Source organism: Streptomyces sp. NPDC003035 (assembly GCF_042888285.1).
Classification (GTDB): Bacteria; Actinomycetota; Actinomycetes; order Streptomycetales; family Streptomycetaceae; genus Streptomyces.
Genome location: NZ_JBIAPJ010000015.1, coordinates 24,314 through 43,924 on the forward strand (window position 1 = coordinate 24,314; position 19,611 = coordinate 43,924).

At 71.3% G+C, this 19,611-nt stretch carries 15 protein-coding genes and 2 pseudogenes; 12 read left to right on the forward strand and 5 right to left on the reverse strand.

The genetic code is table 11. The annotated features are described in order from the left end of the window. The first annotated feature begins 576 nt into the window (after positions 1 to 576). The 6 genes and pseudogenes from ACFYV5_RS34095 to ACFYV5_RS34120 all read left to right on the forward strand — a co-directional run bounded on the left by ACFYV5_RS34095 (position 577) and on the right by ACFYV5_RS34120 (position 6,577). Positions 577 to 1,854, forward strand: a complete 1,278-nt coding sequence (locus ACFYV5_RS34095; protein WP_389175234.1) for an MFS transporter — start codon at positions 577 to 579, stop codon at positions 1,852 to 1,854. 264 nt (positions 1,855 to 2,118) lie between these two features. Beyond that, positions 2,119 to 3,048, forward strand: a complete 930-nt coding sequence (gene surE, locus ACFYV5_RS34100; protein WP_389175237.1) for a 5'/3'-nucleotidase SurE — start codon at positions 2,119 to 2,121, stop codon at positions 3,046 to 3,048. A gap of 39 nt (positions 3,049 to 3,087) precedes the next feature. Next, positions 3,088 to 4,746, forward strand: a complete 1,659-nt coding sequence (locus ACFYV5_RS34105; RefSeq protein ID WP_389175240.1) for a carboxylesterase/lipase family protein — start codon at positions 3,088 to 3,090, stop codon at positions 4,744 to 4,746. 293 nt (positions 4,747 to 5,039) lie between these two features. Next, positions 5,040 to 5,666: pseudogene (locus ACFYV5_RS34110) on the forward strand (IS21 family transposase); the annotation flags it as partial. Next, positions 5,643 to 6,131: pseudogene (locus ACFYV5_RS34115) on the forward strand (ATP-binding protein); the annotation flags it as partial. The pseudogenes ACFYV5_RS34110 and ACFYV5_RS34115, both read left to right, overlap by 24 nt. A gap of 134 nt (positions 6,132 to 6,265) precedes the next feature. Then, a complete protein-coding gene (locus ACFYV5_RS34120; RefSeq protein WP_389175243.1) occupies positions 6,266 to 6,577 on the forward strand; it encodes a hypothetical protein in 312 nt (103 codons plus the stop codon). Between the two features lie 720 nt (positions 6,578 to 7,297). On the opposite strand, the gene ACFYV5_RS34125 is transcribed toward ACFYV5_RS34120, so the two are convergent. Beyond that, positions 7,298 to 8,524, reverse strand: a complete 1,227-nt coding sequence (locus tag ACFYV5_RS34125) for an MFS transporter (RefSeq protein WP_389175246.1) — start codon at positions 8,522 to 8,524, stop codon at positions 7,298 to 7,300. Positions 8,525 to 8,606: 82 nt separating this feature from the next. Continuing rightward, positions 8,607 to 9,200: a malonic semialdehyde reductase gene (locus ACFYV5_RS34130; RefSeq protein ID WP_389175249.1), complete on the reverse strand. Its 594-nt coding sequence runs from the start codon at positions 9,198 to 9,200 to the stop codon at positions 8,607 to 8,609. A 115-nt stretch (positions 9,201 to 9,315) separates the two neighbouring features. Here ACFYV5_RS34130 and ACFYV5_RS34135 point away from each other — a divergent pair, with 115 nt between their 5' ends. The 4 genes from ACFYV5_RS34135 (at position 9,316) to ACFYV5_RS34150 (ending at position 14,055) form a co-directional block, all read left to right on the forward strand. Further along, positions 9,316 to 9,822: a MarR family winged helix-turn-helix transcriptional regulator gene (locus ACFYV5_RS34135; protein WP_389175252.1), complete on the forward strand. Its 507-nt coding sequence runs from the start codon at positions 9,316 to 9,318 to the stop codon at positions 9,820 to 9,822. 375 nt (positions 9,823 to 10,197) lie between these two features. Beyond that, the gene (locus ACFYV5_RS34140) at positions 10,198 to 10,872 is read left to right on the forward strand and encodes an esterase/lipase family protein (RefSeq protein WP_389175255.1); all 675 of its coding nucleotides are present in this window, start codon (positions 10,198 to 10,200) and stop codon (positions 10,870 to 10,872) included. Between the two features lie 930 nt (positions 10,873 to 11,802). Then, the gene (locus ACFYV5_RS34145; protein ID WP_389175258.1) at positions 11,803 to 12,915 is read left to right on the forward strand and encodes an ABC transporter substrate-binding protein; all 1,113 of its coding nucleotides are present in this window, start codon (positions 11,803 to 11,805) and stop codon (positions 12,913 to 12,915) included. Between the two features lie 246 nt (positions 12,916 to 13,161). Then, positions 13,162 to 14,055 (forward strand): SDR family NAD(P)-dependent oxidoreductase, encoded by an 894-nt coding sequence (locus ACFYV5_RS34150; RefSeq protein ID WP_389175261.1) that lies wholly within the window; start codon positions 13,162 to 13,164, stop codon positions 14,053 to 14,055. On the opposite strand, the gene ACFYV5_RS34155 is transcribed toward ACFYV5_RS34150, so the two are convergent. From ACFYV5_RS34155 to ACFYV5_RS34165, 3 genes are all read right to left on the reverse strand, one after another. Further along, positions 14,016 to 14,537 carry an HAD domain-containing protein gene (locus tag ACFYV5_RS34155; RefSeq protein WP_389175264.1) on the reverse strand — a complete coding sequence of 174 codons (522 nt, stop codon included), beginning with the start codon at positions 14,535 to 14,537 and terminating at the stop codon, positions 14,016 to 14,018. The genes ACFYV5_RS34150 and ACFYV5_RS34155 overlap by 40 nt on opposite strands. A 20-nt stretch (positions 14,538 to 14,557) precedes the next feature. Continuing rightward, a complete protein-coding gene (locus ACFYV5_RS34160; RefSeq protein ID WP_389175266.1) occupies positions 14,558 to 15,004 on the reverse strand; it encodes a DUF5990 family protein in 447 nt (148 codons plus the stop codon). 147 nt (positions 15,005 to 15,151) lie between these two features. Then, positions 15,152 to 15,772, reverse strand: coding sequence for a cysteine hydrolase family protein (locus tag ACFYV5_RS34165; protein ID WP_355114127.1), 621 nt, complete (start codon positions 15,770 to 15,772; stop codon positions 15,152 to 15,154). A 370-nt stretch (positions 15,773 to 16,142) separates the two neighbouring features. Between ACFYV5_RS34165 and ACFYV5_RS34170 the strand changes: the two genes are divergently transcribed. Together ACFYV5_RS34170 and ACFYV5_RS34175 are read left to right on the forward strand one after the other, a co-directional pair. Continuing rightward, positions 16,143 to 18,065, forward strand: a complete 1,923-nt coding sequence (locus tag ACFYV5_RS34170) for an ATP-binding cassette domain-containing protein (RefSeq protein WP_389175268.1) — start codon at positions 16,143 to 16,145, stop codon at positions 18,063 to 18,065. Between the two features lie 286 nt (positions 18,066 to 18,351). Next, complete coding sequence (locus ACFYV5_RS34175; protein ID WP_389175270.1) at positions 18,352 to 19,602, forward strand: cytochrome P450; 1,251 nt, start codon at positions 18,352 to 18,354, stop codon at positions 19,600 to 19,602. The last annotated feature ends 9 nt before the right edge of the window (positions 19,603 to 19,611 follow it).

Below are 19,611 nucleotides of genomic sequence, written 5' to 3' on the forward strand. Positions count from 1 at the left end.
GGAGCGGTGGGGCGCACGGGAGGACGGGCGCGGGATGCGGAAGGGAGGGGTGCGAAAGCGGGAGACGCGGAGGCCGCGGAAGGGGAGGTCGCGAAAGGGGAGGCCGCGGCGTAGGTCGTACGACTGCATGGCCGACTGGAGCACCGGAGTCGTAGGGCGGTCGTCGCGGTGCGGCACGGAGTATTGCGGATGCGTGACCGCCGCCACAAGAGCAAGAGGGTTTCGAGACACGATCACCCAGGTCAGCACCGGCGCCCGACTGGTTACACGTGCCCAACACGCGATTCTCGCCTCGATCACGATCTGCGCAACGACTGGTCCCAGGCTCTAGCGAGACCCGGAAATGGGTGCTACACAGTCTCCAAGCCCTGCGGGTGACACGTGTAACAGCACCTTGTCGGCCACGGCAGTCCGCAACGGCTTCCGGTAACACCGCCGTCCCCGCGGCCGCTCACGCGGCGTCTCCCTCACCCGTGTACCGCCCCCCGCGTGCACCGGAAGCGATGTCCCACGGCCCGCACCCCGGCCGGCACCCGGTCCCCGCCACCTCCCCACTCCGTCCTCCCAGGAGTCGTCATGGCCACGAACGAACTCACCGATCCGATCGACCCGCCCGCCGCAGGCACCGACAGCACCGTCACCACCGCGGAACCGGAAGCTCCACGCCAGCGCGGGCTCATGCTCCTGCTGCTGGTCGCCAACTCCGCCATGATGGCGGTCTACCTGGGCGTCGGCTCCGTCCTCCTGCCGACCCAGGTCGCCGCGATCGCCCCCGACGACAAGGTCGCCGTCCTGGGCCTGATCGGCGGCATCAGCGCCATCTTCGCGACCGCCTTCAATCCGATCGCCGGCGCCCTCTCCGACCGCAGCGGCCGCCGCAACCCCTGGATCCTCGGTGGTGCACTCGGCGCCCTGCTCGCCCTGGCCCTTCTCGGCAGCGTCACCACCGCGCTGCTCGTCGGCATCGGCTGGTGCCTGGTCCAGGCGACGATGAACACCTACCAGGCGGCGGTCACCGCGATCGTCCCCGACCGCGTCCCCGCAGCCCGCCGCGGCACGGCGTCCGCGCTGGTGGGATTGGGAATGCCGATCGGCGGTACCGTCGGCGTCCTCATCGCCTCGCAGGCGGTGACGCATCTGCGCACCGGGTACCTGGTCTTCGGCGCGATCGTCGCCGTGGCCGCCCTGCTCCTCTCCGTCTTCTGCCGTGACACCCCCCGCACCGCGCCCGCGCCGAAGGCGGCCAAGGGATCCCAACTCGCCGCCCTCCTCTCCGCGTTGGCCAACCACGACTTTCGCTGGGCCTTCATCGGCCGCGCCCTGATGGTGCTGGGCTACTTCTCCGTCGTCGGCTACCAGCTGTACATCCTGGGCGACCACATCTCCCTGCCCGCCGGAATGACCCCGCCCGCGGCGATCGCCATCCTCACCCCGGTGTCGATGGTCGCGGTGGCGCTGTCCACCGTCGTCGGCGGCCTGCTGTCCGATCGCTGGAACCGTCGCAAGGTGTTCGTCGGCGTCTCAGCGGCGCTGGCCGGGCTGGTCATGGTGGTACCCGTCATCAGCCCGACCTGGACCGGAATGCTCGTGTTCAGTGCGCTCAACGGGCTCGCCTTCGGTTGCTTCATGGCCGTCGACACCGCGCTCGTCACCCTGGTTCTCCCCCGCGCGGAGGACGCGGCCCGCGACATGGGCGTCCTGAACATCGCGAACGCCGGGCCGCAGATCGTCGCTCCCTTCGTCGCCTCCGCCATCGTCACCTCGTTGGACGGGTACACCCCGCTGTTCCTGGCCGGCGGCGCGCTGTCGCTGATCGGCGCGCTCGCCATCCTCCCGATCCGCAGCGTGCGCTGATCCACGCTGGGCCCTCCCCGTCGGATCGGGCGCCGGTGCCGAGCCCTCCGGTGACATGCCGGCAGGCCGTGCTCCGGGTGATCCGGCAGCGAGGTGCGGGGCCCGTCGGCCGCCTCGCGCACCGACGCCGCCCGACCCGTACTCCGGCGGGCACAGGCCGAGGGTCACGTGCCCGTCGGCCACGCACCACCACACCCTCACGGCACACCACCCTCGCGCCACCACATCCTCACCCCCCTGCCCCCCTCTTCCTAGGAGCCTCCTGTGAGACGCAAGCGAGTTCTGCCGCAGGCCACTCTGATCCTGTGCACCGCGGCCCTCGTGGGTACCGCGCCCGCGGTCGCCTCGTCCCCGACCGCCCCGACCGCCCCAGCACCCGCGGCACCCGCCGCTCCGCTGAGGATCCTGCTCACCAACGACGACGGTTACAACGCGCCGGGCATCCGCAAGGCGTTCGAGCGGCTGACCGCCGCCGGGCACGACGTCACGATCGTCGCCCCGCTCACCAACCAGAGCGGCACCGGCACGAAGATGTCGAACGCCCCTACGATCACGGTGAAGCACCCCGAACCGAAGGTGTGGGCCGTCGACGGCAGCCCCGGCGACTCGGTGGCCTTCGGCCTCTCCGAGGTGTTCGAGGGCCGCGCCCCCGACCTGGTGGTGTCCGGCACCAACTTCGGGCCGAACGTGGCCGGTCTCGCCAGCCACTCCGGCACGGTCGGCGGCGCCGTCGCGGCGGTGGAGTCCGGCGTACCGGCCATCGCACTGAGCACGGGCGGCCTCTCGGTGCCCGATCCGGTCACCACCGTCAACGCGATGGGCCCGACGCTCGACTTCGCCGTCAAGCTCATCGACCGGCTGCGTACGCGGGCGAAGTCCGGGCCGCTGCTGCCCAAGGGCGTCGGCCTGAACGTGAACCACCCGGTCGTCGGCGCCGACGGCAAGGGCACCGCCGCCGGCGTGTCGACCACGTTCCAGGATCCGCAGACGATCCTCGAACCGGACTTCACCGACTCCGGCGACGGCACCTGGAAGGTCGACGTGACCGTGGACATGCGTCCGGCGGCGAAGGGCGGAGATGTGGAAGCCGTCGGCGCGGGCCGGATCGCCGTCAGCCCGATGAATGCCGACTGGAACACCGGTCCCGCCGACCACGCCACCACGTCCGCCCTGATCGCCGGTCTGCGTCCCTGACCCCCCGCTCCATCACCCCAGCCCACCTCAGGAGGACGGATGAAGCGGCCCGGAAATCGGCTCACTTCGGCAAGACCCCTGCTCAGTACGGCCCTCGCGCTGGTGGCACTGCTCACGTCGGCGGTCCCGGCCGCCGCCTCTACGCCCGGGACCCGCTCCGCCCCCGCCTCGGCTTCGGCTGCGGCTGCGGCTGCGGCGGGCACCCTGCAGCGCCCGGTGGTGACCGTCGCGCAGGGCACGCTGCGCGGACAGAACCGCGACGGGGCGCAGGAGTTCCTCGGCGTCCCCTACGCCGCTCCCCCGGTCGGGGAGGACCGACTGCGGGCGCCGCGGGAGCCTCGACGCTGGAGCGGCATGAGGGAGGCGGACCGGCAAGCGCCGGCCTGTGTGCAGTTCATGCCGTTCGGGATCGCGGACCCCTCGGCCGCCGGCGAGGACTGCCTCTACCTGGACGTGTACCGCCCGAAGGGAGCCCGGGCCGGGGCCCGGCTCCCGGTGATCCTCTGGATCCACGGGGGCGGGTACACCATGGGCACGGGCACCCAGTTCGGCGGCCGGACGATGGCCGATCTCACGAACAGCGTCGTGGTCAGTATCAACTACCGGCTCGGTCAGCTGGGTTACCTGGCGCTGCCCGAGCTGGCGCGCGAGAACGCACTGGGTACAGGCTCCTTCGGCCTGCTGGACCAGGTCGAGGCGCTGCGCTGGACGCGGCAGAACATCGCGGCGTTCGGCGGGAACCCCGGCAATGTGACGGTCTCGGGACAGTCGGCGGGCAGTGCTTCGGTCTGCGGGCTGCTGGCCGCGCCCTCGGCGTCCGGGCTGTTCCACCGCGCCGTGTTGCAGAGCGGGCCGTGCACGCTGATCGGTACGCCCGACCGTGCGCGGGCCGAGTCACAGGCCCGGGATTTTGCCGGGCGGGCGGGCTGCGCCGATCCGGGCACGGTCGCCGCGTGCCTGCGCGCCTCCCCGGCCGCGGCGCTGATCGAGGCGGCGCGCACACTGCCGACCTCGGGGCCGGCCTCAGGTGACGGGCTGCTGCCCGTGGATCCGGCCTCCGCGATCGGCAGCGGGAAGTGGAACAAGGTGCCGGTGGTGATCGGGAGCACCCGCTCCGAGTCGCGGTTGTTCGTGGCACTGTCGCAGCCGCGGCTGACGGAAGCGGAGTACGAGGCTCAGGTCCTGGCGGCGTATGGGACGGCGGGTCCGGAGGTGCTCGCCCGCTATCCGGTCTCGGCGTACGGGTCGCCGTACCTGGCGCTGTCGGCGGTCATGACCGACTCCTCCTTCGCCTGCCACACCGCGTGGACGGCTCAGCTCTTCGCCTCACAGGTACCGACGTATGTCTACGAGTTCGACGACCCGGACTCCCCGACGTTGGCGGGTGCGCAGGTTCCGGGGCTCGACATGTCGAACGCGCACAGCGCCGAGTTGGCGTATCTGCACGACTTCACGGCGGGCGACCGGCCGCTGACCCAGATCCAGGTGGCGCTCGCGACGCGGATGAAGCGCTACTGGGGTGCCTTCGCCCGCTTCGGCTCGCCGGCGGTACCGGGGCAGACGGCCTGGTCCGCGACCGGGAGCGGGAGCGGGACGGTCCTCTCGCTGAACCCCACGGCGACGCGGACGAGTTCGTCGTTCGTGGCGGACCATCAGTGCGGCTTCTGGCGTACCCAACCGACTCGTCCGCCGCTGTAACTCTCCTACGGGGTCGGGCCCACCGCGCACCTGCCGGTGCGCGGTGGCACGGCGTTGTTCAGGTCGCGAGGTCCCAGGGTGCTTCTCGCGTCAGGACGGCTGCCGCAGCGGCCCCACGGAACAGCAGGACCGGCCGCCGGGCATGATCCGCTGGACGGGACGGCGCGGGGGGCGCTTGAGCGCGAGCACGGCGTGACGTGGCGGACGGTACGGAAGGCGTTGGACTCGTCGTGGCCGGAGCCGCGCAAGAAGCCGAGGAACCCGCCCAGGTCGGCTGAACCCGCCCCCGATGGCGGGTCGTCCTCATCGTCCGTGAACACGTCCGGTCCGGCCGGTCGTTCTCCTCCGTCGAGGAGATGGACGCCGCCTTCACTACTGGGTGCCGCAGCGACGGGCTCAGGCCCACAGGACTCACCAGCAGATTGTCGGAGAGCGGGCGGTCCGCGATCACATGGCCTCGAACCGCTGTCGGAGGCTCCGTATCCGGTGGTCGAGCGGCATCTGCGGCCGGTCGGCAAGGACTGTCTGGTCGCCTTCGGCGGCAACCTCTACTCGGTGCTCGCCCGCAAGGTCCGACCGCGTCAGCTGGTGGAGATCAGAGCCACGAAATCGCAGGTCATGCTGCACTCCCTCATCGCGGACGCCAGCGGCGAGACTCTGCTGGCCACCCATCGGCGGGCGGTCGGCCGCGGGGTTCGCGTCGTCGAAGAGGCCCACTGAGACGGCCTGCCCACGGCAAGGGACGCCGCACCACCACCGGCGACGTCCTGCCCCGGCACCGTCATGAACGTCCGCTGGGCGAGGAGGCCAGACCCTTGCAGGCCCTGCTGAACCGGGCCGCGGCCATCCGCATCGTGGTCGGTCGCCGCCCCCAGTCCGAGCGCGAGGGGAACGTCTTGAGCGAGCTGGTCTCCGCCCGCATCCGCGACACGGCCGGCAAGCTCGGCCTGCCCCACCTGGCCGAAACGATCAACGAGTACACCCGACGGGCCGACGAGGGAGAGATGGGCTACCTCGACTTCCTCGGCCCGGTCCTCTCCGAGGAACTCGTCGTCCGCGACGACCGCCGCTTCCGCCAGGGCCTGCGGCTCTCCAGGCTGCCGCACCACAAGACACTCGACGAGTACGACTTCGCCTTCGCCTTCGCAAGACCCACACGCAGCCGCCCTGACGATCGCGGCCTGCCGGGCCGGCTACTCGATCTACTTCACCGGCCTCGACGACATCGTCCGCAACCTCAAAACGCCGAGCGCCGGAGGCCTGACGAACAAGCTCGGCACCGACCTGCGGCCCAGTGTTCTCGTCGTCGACGACGTCGGCTATCAGCCCTTGAACGAGCCGAGGCGAACCTGGTCTTCCAGGTCATCTCCAAGCACTATGACGAACAAGTCCACCTGGCGCTCCAGGCCGACCTGGCCCGGAGCGCGACGGTAAGAATGGGGGTGTGTTCAGACGCGAGTGGCCGGAGCCACCGACCGATGCCCGGCTTGACCCATACCGCCGAGCTGCCGCACGTCTCATGGACGGAGACGAACAGATCGGCGTGCTCGTGATCCGAGTCACGACTTGGTGGTGGAGAGAAGGGCCCTTCTGGCGAAGGCGGTGGGGCAATCCGCAAGAGCTTCCAGAGTGGGCGTTGTCCTGCGTCGACCTGACCCAGCAGCTGCCCGAATTCGACGACGGGATCATCTCCGCTGACGAGCTCGACGAGGAGCTTGCCGACTGGTCAGAGGGGATCTTTCGACTGCGGGGCCGGCAGTTCGGCCTCGTCTGGCTTGGCGAAGAAGAAGCCGACGCCGCTCACAAGGAGCACGGCTGGACGATCGACTGATCATCCCTGCCTTTACCGCCACGGAATCGGTGACGTTCATCCGTACGCAGCTGGGGAGGAACGCCGGCCCCGCCGGCGGGCTTCGCACTGCGGCCCCACCGCGCGGGGCACCGGCGGGGGCCGAGCGCGGTGGGCCGTCGGCGGCGCCGGCACTGGGTGCCAGACCGATCATCCGAGCAACCAGAGGGCCGACATCTCGGTTCTCATGCCCGCACGTCACGTGTGCGGTGGCGTGATCCGGTGCCCATGCGGATCGTTACATGCCCGCACAGCCGATCGCTGTCGGCGCCATGACGACGCCGGGTCCGGCAGGCCGAAAGCGTGCCGCCGGCCCGGCGGGTCGACCTTGGTCACGGGCTGGCGTTGACCGAGGGTGGCCCCTGGGCGGGGGTACGGGTGAGGTTCGGTGTGCTGGGGCCGCTGACGGTCAGGACGACGGCAATCCCCGCATGCACGATGTCCTCCAGGTCGGCCAACGGCGTCTCGAAGGCGCCTCACATCACCTCGGCCGCGTCCAGAACATGCTGGAACTCCGGAGGGATCCGCCCGGGGGGGCGCGGCGTCGACAAGCGCGCACCGCCTCCAGGCCGGCGGTCGACGGCGACCAGGGTGTCGGCGTGGACGGCCAGCCGGCCCGTGCCATGTCCGTCAACCAGATGGACCAGAAGCGGCTCAGCCGAATGCCCGTGCCGGGCGGGCCGGGGCGCGGGGACGCTGTGTTCAGGCGCTGAGGACGACCAGGGCCGCGATCGCCGGGCCGAACGCGCCGCCGAGTTGGTAGCCCAGGTTGAACAAGCCGATCGCCGCGGGGCGCTGGACGGCGGGCGCGGCCTGGCCGGCGAGCACCGCCAGCACGGCCTGGCCCGCACTCGTCGTGAACACGGCCAGCGTGGCGACGGGCAGGAGCAGCGACGGCCAGGGCGTTAGCAGCGCGGTGAGCGGCGCCAGGGCTCCTGTGGTGAGCAGGATGGCCAGGACGCGGGGGCGGCCCAGCCGGGCGGCGGCCACGGCCAGCGCCATGGAGAGCACCGAGCCGGCGAGGAGGGCGACCAGTTGGCCGGTGCCGATCGTCGAGGTCGACCAGCCGGTGCGGTCGTGCAGCAACTGCGGGACGGTGAAGAGAAGTGTGAAGTACGAGGTCGCGAAGGTGCAGGCGAGCAGGGTGGAGAGGACGAACGTCCTGGTGCGCAGCAGGGACAGGGGGACGAAGCCGTTGGGGTGGGACCGGATGTGCAGGGCGAGCAGCGCGCCCGTCATCAGGGAGGCGGTCACCGCCGGGAGCGGGAAGCGCGGGATGAGGACGAGGATGGTGGCCAAGAGGACCAGCAGGGCGGCGCCCCGGCCGTCGAACGGCGTGCTCTGCCGCGGCGGGGCCAGGTCGGCGCGGCGGGCGACCGCCGGGAGGGCGAGGAGCGCGACCGCTCCGACGGCGAGGGAGACCCGCCAGGAAGCAGTGCCGGCGATCGCCGAGCCGAGCAGCGGCCCGACCGCCCCCAGTGTCCCGAAGCCCGCCGTGATCACGCCCATCCGGCGGACCGAGTAGGCCAGGCTCATCGCCGCGGTGACCAGGCCGGCGCCGCCCATCGCCTGTGCCGCGCGGCCGGCCATGGCCAGCGGAAGCCAGGGTGCCACGGCGACGACCGCGGTGCCGGCCGCGACCAGGGTCGCGCTGAGCCGGAGGGTGGCGCCGAGGCCGCGGCGGCGCAGCAGTCCCGCCATCAAGGGGGTGCCGACGGCGACGGCCCAGGCGAACGCCGTGACGAGCCAGGCAGCCGTGGCGGTGTGGACGCCGAACGAAGCGGCCATGTCGGGAAGGATCAGGACCGGGCTGTTGGCACTGGCGGCGAGTGGGGTGGCCAGTAACGCGAGCCAGAGGGCGGGTACGGGGCGTGGCCCTGGTTCCGGAGCGGTGGCGGGGAGCGGACGGGTGTGCTTGAGCAGGGACATGGCGGACTCCGCGGCAGGGGTGGGCGAGAGCGGGGGCGGGGCTTGAGGTCGGTGTCGGTGCGTGCGGCGGGCGGCGAGTCGCTCAGACGGTGGTGACGACTGCGTCGTAGGAGAGTCGCGGTGAACGCGGGTACCAGGGGTTCTCGCCGGGGCGGCCGATGTTGACGACCATCAGGGGGGTGTGGTCGTCGTCCAGGAACTCCTTCTGTACGCCGGGGAAGTCGAAGCCTGTCATCGGCCCTGCCGCCAGGCCGGCGGCGCGCACGCCGAGGATGAAGTAGGCGGCCTGGAGCGTCGCGTTGAGCAGGGCGGCCTCCTCGCGGACCGGGCGCTCGGCGAACAGGAGGTCTTTGGCCTGCGGGAAGTGCGGGAGCAGCGCGGGGAGTTCTTCGTGGAACTCGTTGTCGGCCGCGAGGATCGCGACGAGCGGGGCGGCGGCGGTCTTCTGCCGGTTGCCGTCGGCCATGTGCACAAGGAGCCGCTCGCGCGCCTCGTCCGAGCGGATCAGAACGATGCGCAGGGGAGACAGGTTGTAAGCGGTGGGGGCGTACTTGACGAGGTCGTAGATCGCCTGGACCTGTTCGTCGGTCACCGGCTCGGTGGTGAAGGTGCTGGCGGTGCGGGCCTCGCGGAAGAGGAGGTCCTGGGCGAGGGGGTGAAGGACGAGCTCGGACATGGGGTGCTCCTGTCATTCAGCCTTGATAATCTCAACGCTGAGATAAAAACAGCCCGACTCCCTCAACGTCAAGTGTCTTAACGTTGAGAAGGTGTCCATTGAGAGGAGTGCGGCGATGAGCGACGCCGTGGACGCGATCATCCGCCAGTGGGTCAAGGAGCGCCCCGACGTCGAGCAGGATCTGTGGCCCGTGCAGCTGTTCGCGCGGATCCAGCGCCTGGCCCGGGTCGTGGAGAAGTCCGCCAAGGCGGCGGCCACCGCTCACGGCGTGGAGTACGGGGAGTTCGACGTGCTCACCACACTCCAGCGCTCAGGGCCGCCCTACGCCCTCACCGCCGGCGCCCTCCTCAAGGCGTCCATGGTGACCTCCGGCGCGATCACCAACCGCATCGACCGGATGGAAGCCAAGAACCTCGTCGAGCGGATCCGCGACGGGGCGGACCGGCGCACCGTCGTGATCCGCCTCACCGACCACGGCCACGAAGTCACCCGAGCCGCCTTCGCCGACCACCTCGCCAACTACAGCCAACTCCTCGCCGACATGGACCGCGACCTGATCACGAAGACGGGCGACGGCCTGCGCCAGGTGCTGGAAGCCCTCGGCGACACCGACATCACGTAACCCCAGAGGAAGCTACGGGCCAGGTGCTGGCTATGTGTCACCGTGCACAGGGGCCTGCTCGGTTCCTGCCCGGTTCCTGCCCGGTTCCTGGTCTCGGTCGACCGGCTTCGGCGGCTGCTTCCCGGCGGACGGGCGGGGGAAAACTCGACGCACACCTCTTGACCACCCGTACCTACTGATCAGTACGCTCAGCCCATCCCTCAACGACTTCGGTGTCCTGTTCCCGAGGCTGCGGCGAACCGGCCGCTCAACACGCCCACCTGCCGCGCATACCTCTCCCCTACCCCTGAGAGCCCTCATGCGCTCCCCCACCAGGTCGCGCTTTCCACCCCTTTTCCTTGCCCCACCATGGAGGACCGCGTGAAGAGATCCGTCGTGACCGCAACCGTCGCCGCAGCCGGTGCCCTTCTCGCCGTGCAGGCGTCGGGTCCCGCCCAAGCATCGAACGGCTCCCTCTTCGTCTCCGGCAGCAACCCCATCCTGTTCGTGCACGGCTACAACGGGGATGGCAGCAACTGGAACACCATGGCCGACCGTTTCAGGGCCGACGGCTGGCCGACTTCCCATCTGCGCCAGTGGACCTACGACTCGCGCCAGTCGAACACCGTCACCGCCCAGCAGTTGGCCGCCGAAGTCGACCGTCTCCTCACAGCCACGGGCGCAGCCAAGGTGGACATCGTCAGCCATTCCATGGGCGGGCTCTCCTCCCGCTACTACCTCAAGAACCTCGAAGGGACCGCCAAGGTCGACGCCTGGGTGTCGCTCGGTGGCCCCAACCATGGAACCGACTCCGCCAACAGCTGCTTCGACACGTCCTGCGCCGAGATGCGCATAGGCTCGAGCTTCCTCACCGGACTCAACTCCGGTGACGAGACCCCTGGATCGACCCGCTACGCCACGTGGTGGTCGCCCTGCGACACGGTGATCAATCCGGACAGCTCGGTGTCCCTGTCCGGCGCGGTCAACAGCCGGACGACCTGCCTCAGCCATACGGCCCTGCTCACCGACACGACGGTGTACGCGCAGACCCGGGACATGATCAACCGCTGACCGCCATCCACCGGGCGCCGCCGACGGCCTCCCGGTCCGGCCCCCGGCCGCATGCCCGCGCCGCAGCCCGCACGTCGGCGGCCGCTCGCCGTGGCGTCAAGGAACTTCGGCACCCGCATCCGGGTCACGACCGGCCCGGCGGATCACCTCTTGTAGGTGGATCGGCAGAGTCGTGCGATCGAGGGCGAGACCACGTTGTCAGCCGCGGCACAGAGCTGCTTCATGTCGTACGGCGCCGTGTGGACGGGTGCGGGCCGGCGTGTGGCAGCGGGCTTCTTCTTGCGCGCTGTCGCCCTGGGGCGCGGGGACGGCTGCTGGAGGCGGGGTCGGGACGGCCTACGGTGCGAGGTGGAAGGGGGCGACGTCGTCGGATTCCTGCTGCGCGTGGTGCTGGTCGGCGTGGTGGGATCGGTGGAGGCCAGTTCCTCGCGGGCCGGCGGTGGGGTCGGCGGAGCGGCGAGAGGCGAGGGCGGTCGGGCCTCCGCCGGCGCCCACTGGGGTTGCTGCGGTGGCCGGTGGGAATCGACCGACACGCAGCCGCCTACTGCGAGCAGGGCGACGAGGGCAAGAGGCATGATCCAGCGCACCGGGCCAGCTTTCCGTACCTACGGCGGCGCTTGGCCGCTCTGGTCGCAGATTCACCATCACGAGCCACAGCCACAGCCACAGGCCGGACCCACCCGAACTGACCGAGCTCAGCCCCTGTCGTCGTGGACGGGGCGTCTTCCGCGCCCGTGCAGCGGGTCCGGATGCCTGCGGTCGCGACCTCACGGACGCGAAGTGGCCGGCCTCGGCCCAGTGGGAACGGGGTGGTCCCCACACGGGGTGCCGGAGTCGGCCGTTCGCGGCTCGGTTACTCTCGGCGCCACTGATGTTCGCTCTGCGATCTGGGCCACTGCCACCGAACCGCCACTCGGGAGACACCGCCGCATGAATACGCCACCATCGCCGGCGGGAGCGTTGCGCACCGACGAAACAGCCGTCCAGATCGGCGCTCTCGTTCCGCTCACTCGGCCTGGCTGGGTCGAGGCAGGCCGACACCTGCTCGCGGGGCTCGAGTTGGCCGTTCGCGACGTCAATGACGCCGGCGGGATCGACGGGAGGCCGCTCGAGCTGGTGGTCCGAGACACCGCGGCTGATCCGAAGAGGGCCGCGGCGGCCGTAGACGAATTGGCTCGCCTCGGCGTGGCCGCCGTGGCGGGCGAGTATCACAGTGTCGTCGCTCGCGCCGCTGCCGTCAGGGCCGACGCCCTCGGCCTGCCGTTCCTCTGCTCGTCAGCGGTTCTCGACGCGCTCACCGAGCAGCCGACGGAATGGGTCGCGCGCCTCGCCCCGGCGCAGTCCCACGGCTGGCGGATCTACGCGGACTTCCTCCTCGGCGCGGGCCACACTCGCATCGCCGTAGCGGCCGATGCGAGCGTCTACTGGGCATCAGGGGCTCGGATTCTGCGGGACCACCTCGCCCCACGCGGTGGCACCGTCATCGAACTCGACATGCGCGCGCTCGCCCCCACGGCCCTGTGCGACGAGCTCGTCGGCCATCGCGCGACAGCCCTCCTTCTCCTGGTCGGCCACCCCGAGCCGGCCGTGTCGATCGTCAGGTCCGTCCGCCACGACCAGCGCCTCGCCGAGATCATGATCGGTGCTCCGGCCGGGCAGCCGGAGTTGGCCGAGTGGGCAGCGCTGCTGGGCGTCGACGGCGCCGCGATTCCGTTCTTGCGCTACCTGCCCGAACGCCTCGGCCCACTCGGTGCACGAGTCGAGACGGCCCTGCGTGAGCGGCTGGCCGACGCGCCTTCCTTCGTCGCCTTCGAGGGCTACGACACGATCACCGTCCTCGCCGATGTGCTGCGCTCTCACGGCGCGGACCGGGCGGGCGTTGCCGAATCCTGGCCGCGCGTTGCCGTCGAAGGCACCCGCGGGCAGATCCAGTTCACCCGCACGCCCGGCATCAGTGTGTGGCAATGGGCGTGGACGCCCGTCCAAGTCGTTGATCGAGATCCGGCGGAACCCGATCGTTTTCGGGTCCTCCACTCCGGCTGAAAGCGCGCGGGGCCTTCCTGCGGCCTCGGACCTTGCCGTCCGAGAGAGGGCGCGGCCTGGCCACCCGCGCGGTGGTCCTGGCATCCGCGTATGCGGCCGGAGCGCGTCGCTCCCGAGTGGTGCCGTGACGGCAGTGGGGAATGAACCCGCAGCACAGCCTCGCCGATCCGTGGCGAGCCCGGTGGTGACAACACCAGGATCGACGCACCCTCCCGCCTTCCGCCCCGCCTTGCCAGAGTGGCTGTCATGAACCGACGCACCACCTTGATCACCGGCGCTACGCAGGGCATGGGCCGTGCCCTCTCACTCGACCTGGCCTCGCGCGGTGGCACCGTCCTGCTGCATGGGCGGGACCGTACTCGGTTGGAGGCCGTGGCCGCCGAGGCGCGGGCCGCCCATCCCGACGTCGCCGTCCGCACGTACCTCGCCGACCTGTCCGACCTGGACCAGGTGCGGGCCATGGCCGAACGGATCCGTACGGAGGAGCCGTACCTCGACGGCCTCATCAACAACGCGGTGGCGGGCGGCGGCGCCGAACCGCTCACGCGCGAGCTGAGCCGCCAGGGCCACGAACTCCGCTTCGCCGTGAACCATCTCGCGCCGTACGCCCTCACGCGCGGTCTGCTGCCCCTGGTCACCGCTTCGGCTCCCGCGCGAGTGATCAACGTCGCCTCGATCGGTCAGGAGACCATCGACTTCGACGACGTCATGCTGGAGCGGGACTACGAGGGCCTGCGCGCCTACTGCAGGAGCAAGTTGGCCATGATCATGGCGACCTTCGAGCTGGCCGCGGAACTCGACGGCACCGGAGTCACGGTGAACACCCTCCACCCGGCCCACCTGATGGACACCGACGGTGTCCGCGCGTACGGCCTCACCCCCGTCACCAACACGGACGAGGGGGTCCGGCCGACCGTGCGTCTGCTGCTCGATCCGGAACTCGCCACGACGACCGGTCGCTACTTCGACCAGTTCACGGATGTCCGCGCGCACGAGCAGGCGTACGACGCCGAGGCCCGCGAGCGGCTGATGACGCTGACACACAGGCTGATCGGGCACGGCCCTTCGCTCGACCGGGCCTCGCTCTCGACCGACGCGCGTCAGAACGGCCGGCGCAGCCAGGAGTCGAGTGTCGCGTAGTCGCCATCGGTCAGGCCGACGCTGGGATCGACCCGATGGAGCAGGGCGGGTCCTGGGTGATGGGCGGCGACCCAGGAGCGATCGGTGTCGGTGACCTCGTCGTCGACCCAGGCGAACGGACGCCCGGCCGCCCATGCGACCAGGGCTCGGGTCTTCCCGTGCCGTCCGACGCGTACGTCCTGGTCATCGATGTCCGAGGGGTCCGGCCAGGCCACCACGGGCAGGGGCGGGAGGCCGAGGACGGGAGCGATGCACTCGTTCGCGTCATCCATCCATGTCGTGGCCCAGACCACCTCGCACGGGAGCGCTGCCAGCCGTGGCCCGTGCTCCGGGTTGATCCGTGTCAGGAGCGGATGCGCGGCGGCACCCGACAGGTCACGTGATGCCGCGAAGGTCGGATACCGCTCCGGCGCCCCGCCGAACGGGATGAGGGGGCCGTCGATGTCGAGAAACAGCAGCGGACGCTGTACGGGGTCGGTCACCGCTGCACGATAGCGGCAGGTCAGGTCCAGCGGATGCGGGGCGGTCGTACCGCGGCGCACAGCGGCAGGCCGCAGGAGTCGGTCAGGCCGAGCCGCCCTTCGGCGGCGCCGCGTTCGACGGCCTGATCCGGGAGGTCGTCGAGGAACAGCTTGGCGCGGCGGAACATCGTGAAGGTCCCGCCCGGCGGCTGCTCGCCCCATGTCAGGTAGAGGAACCGCGCCCCGCGCCGGCCGTGGACGTACGCTCCCCGGAAGTCCCGCAGGCCGTTCGGAGCGCCGACGTTCTCGACGGTCTCGACGGTCTCGATGGTCTCGATGGTGAACTCCCACACCGCTTCGGGAGCGTCGCCCGGCACGGCGCCTTCCGGATCGCGCCCGCGCTGCACGGCGACGTGGACGTCCCGGTATCCGCCGCACGCGCGTCCTGGCAGGTCGTCGCCGATGATCCGCAGGAAGAGCTCCGTCATGACGTCCGCTCCTTGGCCACTGTCGTCCGTCGACGTCCGGGGCCCATCGTAGGACGCTCTCGGCGTCGGCGAACGACGAAAGCCCGCTGCCGCATACGGGGGAGATGCGGCAGCGAGCCTTCGCCGACAACCATAGCGGTTGATCGTTCAACTGGAAAACGCGGTGTCGGTGGGCAGGCGCCCGAGCGCGCTCCCGACAGATCGTCGCGACGGCGGAGCCGTGAACGGGACGTCCGAGGCGGGAGCGGTGATCTCGGCCTGCCTGCTCAGCGCCCATGCCGCGACCCGCGAGACGGTGTCGGCCGGGATCCGGGCGCTGATGCCGGGTGCCGCCGGGATGTCGTGCGTCGCGTGGGCGTCGTACGGAAGGACGACGCGGTAGCCCAGCGCCAGGGCCGTGCGTGCCGTCGCCTGGACGCACATCTCCGACATCAGACCGCAGACCGCGAGCGCCCGCACCCCCGATTCGGTCAACAGGCTTCCCAGCGACGTTCCTTCGAAGCCGTCGTCCCTGAGCTTGCGGATCACGACCTCCGAGGGGCCGGGGGCGACCGGGTGGTGGAGTTCCCAGCCCGGCGTGTGGGGCTCGTCGTCCGCCCCGGCCGGCCCGTCGTTCTGCACGTGGACGACGAGCGCGCCGTTCCGCCGGGCCCGCGCGATCAGGTCCGCCGTCCGGTCCAGGAGCCGGTCGGCCCGCGGTACGGCCGTGTCGCCGGAGACGAAGGCCGACTGTACGTCCACGACGAGCAGCGCCTCTACGGGGTTCATATGAGGGATCACGCCGTCATCATCGCCGTTGGTGCCGCTCGCCTCCACAGAGATTTCCCCGGAGATCGCCAGAGAGACGTCCCGGCAGATGTCTCGGGAGATGGTTCGGCGGCGGCGGGCCGCTGCGACCGGCGGTGAGCTGTCTGGAACCCCATCCGTCCCATGCGTATCGACTCCGGCGTTTCGGCCATCGTCCCGTCCGGCGTCGGTCCGCTCGCCCCAAGGGTGGATGCACCCCACATCCGACGCCGGGCGCGCTACCGCGCGGAATCCGCTCCGGCTCACATACATGTGCTCGACGCCCGTGCGTTCGTCGTTGACCCCGTGACTCACGCCGAACAGGCTCCGACGACCCTGCGGGAGAACGAAGTTGACCTCAGCCGAGACCACCGACACACAGGCCACGACGCCAGGGACCACACCCGCGCCACCTCCCGCGCCACCGCCTCCGCCGCCGCCCGCCGAGATCACGTACACCGGGGAATACTCCGTGAATCCCCTCGGTGACGTCACCTTCCGGGCGATGTCCGCCCGGCTGCCCGCCGTCCTGCGGCGCATCGCCGTGATGTCCTGGGCCGTGGACCGCCGGGCCGTCCTGCTCCTCCTGGCCTGCCAGCTCGTGACCGGCGTGGCGGCCGCCGTGCTGCTGAGCGCCACGGCCGGCGCCATGGGCCCGATCCTGGGGGGCGGGGCCGTCGCCGGACGGCTGCGGGAAGCGCTGCCGGCCCTGCTCGTCGTGACCGGGGCCGCCGCCCTCGCCCGCGGCGCGGGGGCCCTCGCCACGTACGCCGAGCGCCGGATCACGCCCAGGCTGACCACGGTGACGGACTCCGCTCTGGTGGAGGCGGTCTGCCGTGTCGAGGCGGCGGCCTACGCGGTCGACGGGTTCGCCGACCGGCAGGAGGCGGCGGAGATGGGGGTGATCCGTACGCATGTGATGGTCACCGACGCCCAGCGCTTCCTGTCCGCTCTGATCAGGATGGTCACCGCGGCCGGGGTGCTGTCGGTGCTCAACGTGCTGATGCTGCCCCTGCTCCTCCTGGCGGTGCTTCCGGCCGGCGTGGGTGCGGTGCTCACCGCGCGCGTCGACTACGAGATCCACTACGCCAACATCGCCGACCGGAACGTGCGGGGCATGATGCGCTGGTGGTCGACGACCTCCAAGTACGCCGACGAGGTCCGCGCCAACGGCATGACCGACTACCTGCTGTTCTGGTATCGATCGCTGTCCGAGCGGGTCGACCGGCGCACCCTGGCCGCCGCCCCTCGGACGCTGCGCATCGCGCTGCTGGCCTCGACGGCCGGCGGGGTGTTCCTCGTCGCCACCTGGGCGGCCCTCGCCTGGCTCGCCGTCACGGGCCGGATCGCGCTCGCCGTCGCCGCCACGGCCGTCGTCGCCGTCCAGACGACCCTGGCCGCGCTGTCCCAGGTCGTGGTCAACGGGGCCGCGGTCTTCCACACCAGCCTCTACCTGAGCGACATGCAGGCGTTCCTCGACGACGCCGGGCGCCGGGCGCCCCGGCGCGGCGCGCTCGCCGTCACCGCGCCGGTGGAGGAGATCCGGCTGGAGGAGGTCACCTACCGGTATCCGGGGAAGGAGAAGCCGGCCGTGGACGGCCTCTCGCTGACGCTTCGACGAGGGGAGATCCTCGCGATCGTGGGGGTGAACGGCTCCGGCAAGAGCACCCTGACCCGTCTGATCACCGGGATCTACCTGGCGGACAAGGGGCGGGTGACGTGGAACGGCTCGGATCTCGCCGCCCTCGACCCGGCGAGTGTCTGGGACCGTACCGGCCTGGTCCCGCAGATCTTCGCGCAGTGGCCCCTGCGCGTCCGCGAGAACGTGACGCTGGGGCAGCCCCGTGCGGTCGACGACGGACCGGTGTGGGAGGCGGTCGACGCGGTCGGCATGCGACAGACCGTGGAGGACCTTCCGAACGGCCTCGACACCCTGCTCGCCCGTGAGGTGTTCGGAGGCGTGGAGCTGTCCGGCGGCCAGTGGCAGCGCCTCGCCTGCTCCCGTGCGCTGTACCGGCGCCCGGAGCTGCTGATCCTCGACGAGCCCACCTCGCAGATGGACCCGCGCGGGGAGCACCGGATCTTCGAACGCATCAAGGCCATCGCCGCGGACCGCATCACGATCGTGGTGACGCACCGGCTCGAGAACACGCGGATCGCCGACCGGGTGATCTGCATGGAGAGCGGCCGGATCACCGAACAGGGCAGCTACGACGACCTGGTTCATGCCAGCGGGCTCTTCGCCGAGCTACTCGCTCTCTCCCAGGACCGGTGAGGGCCGCACGTGCCGGCGGGCGCGTACCGCCGGCACGTGGGCTCGGGCCCGCCCCCGTCCGTCGAAGGGAGGGGAAGCGAAGGGCTCCGGCGGACGGCTCGCCGGTCGGCGCCTCCGGGCGCGAAACCTGCTCTGGCCTGCGAGGATTCGGGAGTGATCCCTCGCACACACCGGCCGGTAGGTGGGCCGCCGCGTGCTAGCGTCCGCGACCGTGACATCCGCCGTCGGCGGGCCGGCCGGGCCCGCGTTCCCCTCGGGCCCGGCCGGCCCCTGCCCGTATGGTCGGGTGGCCGGCGATTCTCCCCTTCCGCCGCTCGGGGCGCTCGACCTGTTCGGTGAGGGTTTCGTCCGCGACCCGTACCCCTGGCTCGACGTCCTTCGGGCCGAGGCCCCGGTCCATCACGATCCCACCACCGGTCTGTGGCTGGTCAGCCGTTACGACGACATCCGGCGGGTGCTGCTGGATCCGGCGGTGTTCCGGCCGGACAACGCGCAGCACGCGGTCACGCCACTGGGCGTTCCCGCGCTGCGGGTGCTCGCCCGGTCCGGCTTCCGGGTGCGCCCCGCGCTGGCCAACAACGGGAGCGCGAGCCACCCCGGGCTGCGCCGGGTGGTCACGCGGTTCTTCAACGCGCAGCGGGTCGCGGCGGCGGTGCCGGTGATCGAGCGGGTCGCCGACGAGCTGCTCGACACGGTACGGGGCGAGATCGACGCCACCGGTGGCAGCGACCTCTTCGGCGCGTTCGCGCACACCCTGCCCTGCCGGGTCATGATGGAGCTGCTCGGCATCGACGGTCTGGACACCACGACCCTCGTGCGGTGGAGCGACGCCTCGCTGGAGTTGTTCTGGGGACGCCCGACCGCCGAGCGGCAGCTCGAACTCGCCGCCCTGGTCGCGGAGTTCCACCAGTGGCTCACGGCGGTCGTGGGCGACCGAGCGGCGCCGGCGGACAGTTTCGTCGGGGCGCTGGTCCGGCACCGTCTGCCCGACGGGGAGCCGCTGGACCTGCGGACCGCGGTCGGCGCCTGCTTCTTCGTGTTCGTGGCGGGGCAGTCGACGACCGGTCAGCTCATCGCCACCGTACTGCGCGGCGCGCTCGCCGAGCCCGGTCTCTGGCCGCGGGCGGCGCGGGAGGAGGGGCTTCCTCGGGCGTGGGTGGAGGAGGTGCTGCGCCGTGAGCCGCCGGTCACCACCTGGCGGCGTGTCACGGACCGGCCCGTGGAGTTGGGCGGGGTACGGCTCCCCGCGAGCGCCGAGCTGCTGCTGATGCTCATGGGCAGCGGCTCCGACCCCGAGGTCTTCGCGGACCCGGAGGGGATGCGCCCCGGCCGTGCCAACTCCCGTCACCACCTGGCGTTCGGCGTGGGCCGCCACCGCTGCCCCGGCGCGTCGTTGGCCCGTACGGAGGCGGCTGTCGCGCTCCGCGCGGCGGCCCGCCGCTTCCCCGCGCTCCGCCTCGCGCCTTCGGCCCCTCCCCCGCCCGTCCTCGACCTGCTCTCGTTCCGGGCCCCGCTGGAGGTCCGGGTCGCGCCGTAGGGCGAAGCC

What these genes read in the sequence shown, in the direction of transcription:
- ACFYV5_RS34130 (WP_389175249.1), bottom strand. Translation starts at nt 9,200, where the DNA reads ATGTCCGAGCTCGTCCTTCACCCCCTCGCCCAGGACCTCCTCTTCCGC.
- ACFYV5_RS34150 (WP_389175261.1), top strand. Translation starts at nt 13,162, where the DNA reads ATGAACCGACGCACCACCTTGATCACCGGCGCTACGCAGGGCATGGGC.
- ACFYV5_RS34145 (WP_389175258.1), top strand. Translation starts at nt 11,803, where the DNA reads ATGAATACGCCACCATCGCCGGCGGGAGCGTTGCGCACCGACGAAACA.
- ACFYV5_RS34165 (WP_355114127.1), bottom strand. Translation starts at nt 15,772, where the DNA reads ATGAACCCCGTAGAGGCGCTGCTCGTCGTGGACGTACAGTCGGCCTTC.
- ACFYV5_RS34160 (WP_389175266.1), bottom strand. Translation starts at nt 15,004, where the DNA reads ATGACGGAGCTCTTCCTGCGGATCATCGGCGACGACCTGCCAGGACGC.
- ACFYV5_RS34135 (WP_389175252.1), top strand. Translation starts at nt 9,316, where the DNA reads ATGAGCGACGCCGTGGACGCGATCATCCGCCAGTGGGTCAAGGAGCGC.
- ACFYV5_RS34125 (WP_389175246.1), bottom strand. Translation starts at nt 8,524, where the DNA reads ATGTCCCTGCTCAAGCACACCCGTCCGCTCCCCGCCACCGCTCCGGAA.
- ACFYV5_RS34120 (WP_389175243.1), top strand. Translation starts at nt 6,266, where the DNA reads ATGGACGGAGACGAACAGATCGGCGTGCTCGTGATCCGAGTCACGACT.
- ACFYV5_RS34105 (WP_389175240.1), top strand. Translation starts at nt 3,088, where the DNA reads ATGAAGCGGCCCGGAAATCGGCTCACTTCGGCAAGACCCCTGCTCAGT.
- ACFYV5_RS34095 (WP_389175234.1), top strand. Translation starts at nt 577, where the DNA reads ATGGCCACGAACGAACTCACCGATCCGATCGACCCGCCCGCCGCAGGC.